Source organism: Rhodoplanes elegans, assembly GCF_016653355.1.
Lineage (GTDB): Bacteria > Pseudomonadota > Alphaproteobacteria > Rhizobiales > Xanthobacteraceae > Rhodoplanes > Rhodoplanes elegans.
Map to the genome: position 1 here is coordinate 1 of NZ_NHSK01000084.1, position 7,400 is coordinate 7,400.

At 68.8% G+C, this 7,400-nt stretch carries 7 protein-coding genes and 1 tRNA gene; 5 read left to right on the top strand and 3 right to left on the bottom strand.

Annotation, left to right across the window (positions count from 1 at the left end; genetic code table 11):
* Positions 1-34: 34 nt before the first annotated feature.
* Both CCR97_RS11465 and CCR97_RS11470 read right to left on the bottom strand, forming a co-directional pair.
* Complete coding sequence (locus CCR97_RS11465; RefSeq protein ID WP_111359015.1) at positions 35-400, bottom strand: Na+/H+ antiporter subunit C; 366 nt, start codon at positions 398-400, stop codon at positions 35-37.
* Entirely contained in the window at positions 401-3,274 is a 2,874-nt protein-coding gene (locus CCR97_RS11470; protein ID WP_111359016.1) for a monovalent cation/H+ antiporter subunit A, read from the bottom strand. It lies immediately after the preceding gene.
* 619 nt (positions 3,275-3,893) lie between these two features.
* Here CCR97_RS11470 and CCR97_RS11475 point away from each other — a divergent pair.
* A complete protein-coding gene (locus tag CCR97_RS11475; RefSeq protein ID WP_111359014.1) occupies positions 3,894-4,604 on the top strand; it encodes a ParA family protein in 711 nt (236 codons plus the stop codon).
* 243 nt (positions 4,605-4,847) lie between these two features.
* Positions 4,848-4,924, top strand: a tRNA-His gene (locus tag CCR97_RS11480).
* Positions 4,925-5,659: 735 nt separating this feature from the next.
* Here the strand turns inward: CCR97_RS11480 and CCR97_RS11485 are convergent.
* Positions 5,660-6,358, bottom strand: coding sequence for an XRE family transcriptional regulator (locus CCR97_RS11485; RefSeq protein ID WP_146618851.1), 699 nt, complete (start codon positions 6,356-6,358; stop codon positions 5,660-5,662).
* A gap of 121 nt (positions 6,359-6,479) precedes the next feature.
* Here CCR97_RS11485 and CCR97_RS11490 point away from each other — a divergent pair, with 121 nt between their 5' ends.
* The 3 genes from CCR97_RS11490 to CCR97_RS11500 all read left to right on the top strand — a co-directional run.
* The gene (locus CCR97_RS11490) at positions 6,480-6,782 is read left to right on the top strand and encodes a helix-turn-helix domain-containing protein (protein WP_111359012.1); all 303 of its coding nucleotides are present in this window, start codon (positions 6,480-6,482) and stop codon (positions 6,780-6,782) included.
* Complete coding sequence (locus CCR97_RS11495; RefSeq protein WP_201159507.1) at positions 6,779-7,096, top strand: hypothetical protein; 318 nt, start codon at positions 6,779-6,781, stop codon at positions 7,094-7,096. Before CCR97_RS11490 ends, CCR97_RS11495 begins: the two co-directional genes overlap by 4 nt.
* Before the next feature lie 24 nt (positions 7,097-7,120).
* Positions 7,121-7,400: ParB N-terminal domain-containing protein (locus CCR97_RS11500; RefSeq protein ID WP_201159508.1), on the top strand; the 280-nt coding region annotated here is incomplete at its 3' end.

Below are 7,400 nucleotides of genomic sequence, written 5' to 3' on the forward strand. Positions count from 1 at the left end.
GTCGGGGGTGGGGGGCTCTTCGCTTTGATCAACATCACGGCCGCTCTCCGGCGCGGTCCGCGGTCGGGGGCGCGTCGTCGCGGCCGCCGTCGACCCGGTCGGTGCCGGTCTCCAGATAGCCGCGCAGCGCCAGCACGACGACGAGCGCCGTCATGCCGAACGAGATCACGATCGCGGTGAGCACGAGCGCCTGCGGCAGCGGGTCCGTGTAGGCCGTCGCGGCCTTGTCGACGATGGGCGGCCGGTCGATCACCAGACGGCCCATGGCGAACAGGAACAGGTTCACGGCATAGGAGAGGAACACGGTGCCGATGATCACCGGGAAGCTGTGCGCGCGGAGCAGCAGATAGACGCCGATCGCGGTGAGGATGCCGATCGAGGCGGCGACCAGGACTTCCATTCAGGCCTCCGTTCCGGCGAGCGGGGCCGAGGCGGCCGGGGCCGCGTCGCGTTCCGGCGCGGGGCGGGGCGGCTCTGAAGCAGGCGGCGCGCGCTCGGCGCGGCGCTGCACCAGCGCGATGCGGGCGAGCGACAGCACCACGGTGCCGACCACGGCGAGGAACACGCCGGTGTCGAACAGCAGTGCGGTGGCGAGCTCGATCTCGCCGACCAGCGGGATGTGGAAGTAGCCGTAGGAGCTGGTGAGGAACGGCCGCCCGAAGGCGAGCGCCCCGAGCCCGGTGAGCCCGGCGACCAGCACGCCGGCGCCGATCAGCGCGTGCCCGTCGAAGCGGCGACGCGACGCCGTCCAGTCGAAGCCGGAGGCCATGTACTGCATGATCAGCGCGATGGCGACGACCAGGCCGGCGATGAAGCCTCCGCCCGGCAGATTGTGCCCACGCAAGAAAATGTAGACGCCGACCGTGAGGGCGAGCGGCAGCAGCGCGCGCGCGACGACGACCAGCACGGTCGGATGCGCGTCGGCTGCCTGGACGCTGCGCTTCAACGTGTCGAGCCGGCGGGCCGCGGCGCCCTTCAGGGCGGTGTCGAGCAGCGCCACGATGGCGAGCGCCGCAATCGACAGCACGATGATCTCGCCGAACGTGTCGAAGCCGCGGAAGTCGACGAGAATGACGTTGACGATGTTGGTGCCGCCGCCGCCGGGCTTCGACTGGGCGACGTGATAGTCCGAGATCGAGGTCCCGTCGCGCGTCATCACGGCGAAGGCGAGCGCCGCGGCGCCGAGCCCGGCCGCGCCCGCGATCACGCCGTCGCGGACGAGGCGCCCGCGGCCGGCCTCGCGCGGCGTGCGTTTCGGGAGGAGTTCGAGGGCGAGCAGCAGCAGGATCGTCGCCACCACCTCGACCGTGATCTGGGTGAGGGCGAGGTCGGGTGCCGAGAACTGCAGGAAGGCGAGCGAGACGACGAGCCCGACCACGCTGGTGAGCACCAGCGTGAGCAGCCGGCGCCCGTGCACAGCCGGCACCGCGAGGCTCGCCGCCACGAGCAGCACGAACGCGACCACGGCCGGCAGCGACACCGGCAGCACGGGCCGCGCGCCCGGCGCATACGTGCCGCCGAAGTAGCCGGCGGCGCCGACCGCGAGCACCGTGACGGTGATGACGCCGAGATAGCGTGGCAGCGACTCGGTGTGCAGCCATGCCGACACCTTGCGGGAGGCCAGCACCGTCGCCGCCACCACGGTGTCGAACGCCGCCTTGGCATCCGGCCGGGCCAGGCGGCCGTGCAGGCGGGTCGCCGGCGCGAGCGCCGCGTAGACGAGGGCCGCGCCCGCGAAGGCGACGAGACTCATCACCAGGGCCGGGGTGACGCCGTGCCAGAGCGCGAGATGGATGTCGGGCATCGGCGCTGCGCCGATGGTCGCCTGGCCGACGAGCGCGACGATGCCGCCGGCGACGGGCTGCGGCGCGATTCCGATGGCGATCACCGGAACGATCAGCACGGCGACGGGCAGCCACATCCCGGCCGGCGGATCGTGCGGCTGATGCGCCGGCACGGCGCGCGGCCGCCCGAGAAACACGCCGATGCCGTAGCGCGCCGAGTAGGCGACCGACAGGAGCGCCGCGAGGGTCGCGAGCAACGGCACCGGCCAGGCGAGGCCCGCATAAGGCGTGTGCCACGCCGCCTCCAGCATCATCTCCTTGGAGAGGAAACCGTTGAACAGCGGCAGGCCGGCCATCGACGCGGTGGCGACGAGCGACAGCACGGCGGTGATGGGCATCAGCCGCGCGAGCCCGCCGAGCTGCCTTATGTCGCGCGTGCCGGTCTCGTGGTCGACGATGCCGGCCCCCATGAACAGCGCCGCCTTGAAGGTCGCGTGATTGAGGATGTGAAAGACGCAGGCCACCGCGGCGAGCGGCGTGCCGAAGCCGAGCAGCATGGTCATCAGCCCGAGATGGCTGACGGTCGAGTAGGCGAGGATCGCCTTGAGGTCGGTCTTGAACAGGGCGATCCAGGCGCCGACCAGCATGGTGATCAGCCCGGTCGCGGTGACGATCAGGAACCACGCCTCGGTGCCGGCGAGCACCGGCCACAGCCGCGCCAGCAGGAACACGCCGGCCTTCACCATCGTGGCGGAGTGCAGATAGGCCGACACCGGCGTCGGCGCTGCCATGGCGTGCGGCAGCCAGAAGTGGAACGGAAACTGTGCCGACTTGGTGAAGGCGCCGCCGAGCACCAGCAGCAGGATCGGGAGATAGAGTGGCGACGACTTCACGGTCTCGCCGCGCAGAAGAATCTCGGAGAGCTCGTAGGAGCCGGCGGCCTTGCCGAGCAGCAGCATGCCGGCCATCAGCAGGAGGCCGCCGCCGCCGGTGACGACCAGCGCCATGCGGGCACCCTGGCGGCCCTCCGGCGTCCGATGCCACCAGCCGATCAGCAGGAACGAGGAGAGGCTGGTCAGCTCCCAGAACACGACCAGCAGCAGCACGTTGTCGCTGATCACGATGCCGACCATCGCGCCCTGGAACAGCAGCAGATAGGCGAAGAAGCGGCCGACCGGCTCGTCGCGCCCGAGATAGGCGCGGGCATAGACGATGATCAGGAGGCCGATGCCGAGGATCAGGGCGGCGAAGAACAGGCCGAGCCCGTCGAGGAAGAAGCGGAACGAGAGGCCGAGCTGCGGCACCCAGGCGGTGCCCGCCTGCACGACGTCGCCGTCGATCACGGCGGGTGCGGCGGTCGCCAGCATGGCGAGCGCCGCGAGCGTCACGCCGGCGGCGACGGCCGTGCAGGCGTCCCGCCCGGCGCGGGCGACGAGCGGCGGCAGAACGGCTCCGACGAGGGGAAGCAGCGTGACCAGCGCCAGCTGCATCACGTCCCCGCGCGACACGGGTTCGGATCACGCGGGCCCACGATCGTGGGGCGCCACGAGTCGATCGCGAGTCTGTGGATCGCGAGTCTCATGGCCGACATCCCGATGTCCCTCCGAAGCACGCCTTCGGGGTATATGAATCATCCCGAGGTGAATCGCTGCGACATGATGTCCGTAGAATCCCGCAGCGTGGGCGATCGTCCCGAGAGCATCTTTGTCAAGTCGCCGGTCCGGTTCGCGATCCCTATCGCGTCCACACCGAGAATCGACGTCGGGCGCCGGAAGACGCGTCACGCCTGCCGCGGGGACGGACGACCCGCACCCGGGGCCGCCACCCGAAGCCCGGTGATTCGGCCCAACCGCCCGCGTCGACGGGACAATTCCAGGGCCGAGGGCGGACGTGGCGGGCGGCGATGCCGAATGTCTTAACGGGCCCTTTCGCAATTGCGGCAAGAATTTGGATTTCGTGGCGAATCCGTGGCGCCGGCGGCGTGGAGGGCGGCTGCTCCATCCCTCGACGGGCCCCGCGGATCTCCGGAAAAACCCACGCCCCACAGCCGTTTACCGGCTGTTAACCATGTTCCCCTCAGGCTCGGTCCAGGCAGCCGAGGAGAACCCCATGAACGTCATTACCTTTGCATCACGCAAGGGCGGCGCAGGGAAGAGCACGCTCACCGCGCACCTCGCGGCCACGGCGCACCTCGCCGGGCATCGCTGCCTGCTCATCGACGCCGACCCGCAGGGCTCGCTCACCCTCTGGCAGTCGCTGCGGCCGGACGGCAAGCCGGTGGTCAAGAGCGCGGCCCGCGGGGTCGACGGCCTCCTGGCCGTCGCCATGATGGAGGGCTACGACTGGGTCTTCATCGACACCCCGCCGACCATGTGGGTGGTGGTGTCCGAGGCGATCCGCGCCTCGACCCTGGTGGTGATCCCGGCCCGGCCCGGCCTGTTCGATCTCCATGCGGTGCGCGAGACCGTGAAGACCGCGCAGGACCGCAACAAACCCTATGCCGTTGTGATGAACGCCGCCCCGGCGCGCCGCGACGACAAGGAGTCGCCGGTCGTCGCCTACGCCCGCAACCATCTCGACAAGCTCGGCATTCCGGTGTGGTCCGGACAGATCACGCAGCGTGCCGGCTTCGCCCTGTCGCTCGCCGCCGGCGCCTCGGCCCCGGAGGTCGACCCGACCTCGGCGGCGGCCGCCGAGATCGTCGGCCTGTGGACGGCGATCTCCCGCTCGGTCGACGCCGTCAACCTCGCCCATGCCCGCGCGACCGAGCGCGGCGCCGATCCGCGTGCCTTGGCTCCGGTCGCCAGCCGCGCCGCCTGACGTCGCCGGTCGGCCAGTCCCCGGTCGTCCAGTCGCTGGTCGGCCGATCGCCCGAGCGGCTCGGGCCTGCCTGGCCCGCCCGTCGGGGCGCAGCCGCACGTGCGGCCCGGCCGCGAGCCGCCCGAACGCGCCCGTTCCGTGGGATGATCGCGCAAACCCGGACGGCGCCTCGTCCGGCTTGCAAAAAAAATCGTCTCCGCCTAGGTTCCGCGCGCTCGCCGGTGCCGCACCGCGGACGGCCGTGCAGCTGTAGCTCAGTTGGTTAGAGCGCCTGACTGTGGATCAGGAGGTCGGTGGTTCGAGTCCACCCAGCTGTACCACGCGGCGTCCCGACCCGGCCCTTGCAATTCCGTCCTTCCGCCGACCTGACCGCCGACCACGCGTCGGGCTCAGACGACCACGGTCGTGTAACCCGCAAGATCAGATGGCATAGGCGGGATCCGGCGGGAATTGCCTGGATCAGGCGGGAAAACCCCGGCGGCGTCGATGTTTGACGGGCGCGCGAGGCGCCAGCCCGACGGCCGAGCCGCGCAAGTTCGAGTGGCATAGGTACGGAAGCCGAGCCCGAAAAGTGCTTTCAAAACGGAGCCAACTCCGAAGTGGCTTCGGAGATCACGTCGGCGCGGCGGCCGAGGAGAATCCTCAACGATTCTCGTATGAAAGTGTGGAGCCGAGCCCGGGTTCGATGCCCTGAACTCCGAAATCCAGGTTCACGCCGCGAGGTCGGCGGCCTGGCTCGGAGCTGGCATTGCGGGCGCCTGTCCGGGCGGCGACAAGTCCAAATGTGCCATGAGGAACAGCTGAGCGGCCGTTTGATGCCCGTTCTTGCGGCCATCTCGGCGAGCTGCTTCGCCATGTCTGCCAAGTACGATGTGACGCTGCTGGGCATGCACGCCTCCATCAGTTGTGACGGATTATGCACACAACTGATGATCACGTATGTCTCACGATTATGGGAAGGCCGTTCCCAGGGGCCTCGAATGTGCGCCAGCCCCAGCCTGCGTTGTGGAAGTTGTATCCGATTGAAGCGCTTGAACGCCAGTCGAGCGCGCGTCCTACAAACTCCTGCCGACCCACCGCACTCGCCCAATGATGCGCACCGGCTCGACCATCGGGACCTCTTCCTCGTCCGGAAAGTGCTCTCGATTGTCCGACCTCATGACGAGCTTCGCGCCGCGGCGCCGGAGGCGTTTCACTAGGGCTTGGTCCCCGATCGAGAACACGTAGACTCGACCGTCGATAATCTCGGTGTCGGAGATGTCGACCAAAAGCGGGTCGCCATCCTCCAGGGTCGGCCGCATCGAGTCGCCGGCGGCGATCATGAGCCTCGCGTTCTCGGGCTTTACGTGGATCCGCTGAAGCGTCCCTGCCGGAAATGAAGTCCAGCCGGCGTCCTCATCCACGACAAGTACCCCGTTTCCCGCAGCAGCTCGAAATGCGAGCCGCTGGATCGGAATCAGCCGGTCGACGTCATCTGATGCGCCAGATATGGCCTGTTTCTCTGCTGCGGCGGATGGGCCACTCCCGACCGGGGCTTCAACCCCCGACAGCAGCCAATCCGTCGAAACGCGACAGACCTCTGCGAGCTTCGCCAGCGTCAGCGCGGTCGGCTCCACCGTCGCACTCGTATAATTGTTCAATGTTCTGACGGGAATACCAGTTTCTCGATAGATTCGCGCCTTTCCGCCGGCCCCCTTGATGGCCGTGTTGAGCCGCATTGCCAGCGGGACGAGGTCTTCACGTCGCTGTTTCACGCGAATAGCTCATCTGGCCATATATGGCTTGCTTTGAACGGGCCATATGTGGCACTGTCACCAAAGTGATTTGCGGACCCGAAAAACCGGCCGTGGGGCGGCCGGTGATCCGAGGTGAGAGATGCGGCGGCGCCGGAAATGGGATCGTCACGCCATCAAGGCAGAGGTGCACCGGCGCGGCCTCACCCTTATCGGGATCGCGCGCGCAGCCGGCCTGGAGGACAGCGCCTGCAAGGTGGCGTTGCATCGCCGAAACTTTCGCGGCGAGCGTGCCATTGCGGCCGCCCTCGGCAAACAGCTCTCCGACTTGTGGCCCGAGCGATATCCCTCCGAACCGATCTCCCACAACCAGGGTATCCGACTCGACCCAGTCGCCTCCAGTCCAATGTTGTTGCGCGATTTGACTGCCGGAGAGACCCGATGATCTCCCGCCGGTCCAGCAATCACGCGAATGCGGACACAGGGCCGAGCCGGGCCGAGCGCGCCTTCGTGCTCCTGATCGTCGCCGCCACCCTGTTGTGCGGCTGGCTGACCGTCTCGGCCGTGATCCTCGATCTGATGACGCGGGGAGCTGCGTCGAGCCGCGCCTCCGCTTCTCCTCATTCGAATGCGCGCCACCTGCGCGACGGCTTCCCCGGGCCGTCAGTGGTGGGGCCGCGGGGCTACCCGCACACGACCGGGACGAACTCCGGCGGGCGCGCTCCCGGCGCGTCCGCCGGCTTTTTTCCGGGCCTTTGAGCCACCTTCGAAGCGGCAGAGAACATGACCATCACGACAATCGAGATCGAGAAAATCGACGCCTCCGGACGGCTGCGGCCGATCCGGCCCGACTGGGTCGAGGCTTTCGCCGAGCAGATCGCGGCCGGCGAGGAGCTGCCCCCGGTCGAGGTCGTCGCCACGGGTGACGGCACCTATCGGCTGATCACGGGCGGCCACCGTTTCGCGGCCCACAAGGCCGCCGGCCGCGAGACGATCGAGGCGGAGGTGAAGGACCCCGAGCGCTACGCCGACGAAGCCGCCTGTCGGCTCCGCGAGATCAAGG

Coding starts and splice junctions, on each gene's coding strand:
- CCR97_RS11490 (WP_111359012.1), top strand. CDS start 6,480: ATGCGGCGGCGCCGGAAATGGGATCGTCACGCCATCAAGGCAGAGGTG.
- CCR97_RS11470 (WP_111359016.1), bottom strand. CDS start 3,274: ATGCAGCTGGCGCTGGTCACGCTGCTTCCCCTCGTCGGAGCCGTTCTG.
- CCR97_RS11465 (WP_111359015.1), bottom strand. CDS start 400: ATGGAAGTCCTGGTCGCCGCCTCGATCGGCATCCTCACCGCGATCGGC.
- CCR97_RS11475 (WP_111359014.1), top strand. CDS start 3,894: ATGAACGTCATTACCTTTGCATCACGCAAGGGCGGCGCAGGGAAGAGC.
- CCR97_RS11495 (WP_201159507.1), top strand. CDS start 6,779: ATGATCTCCCGCCGGTCCAGCAATCACGCGAATGCGGACACAGGGCCG.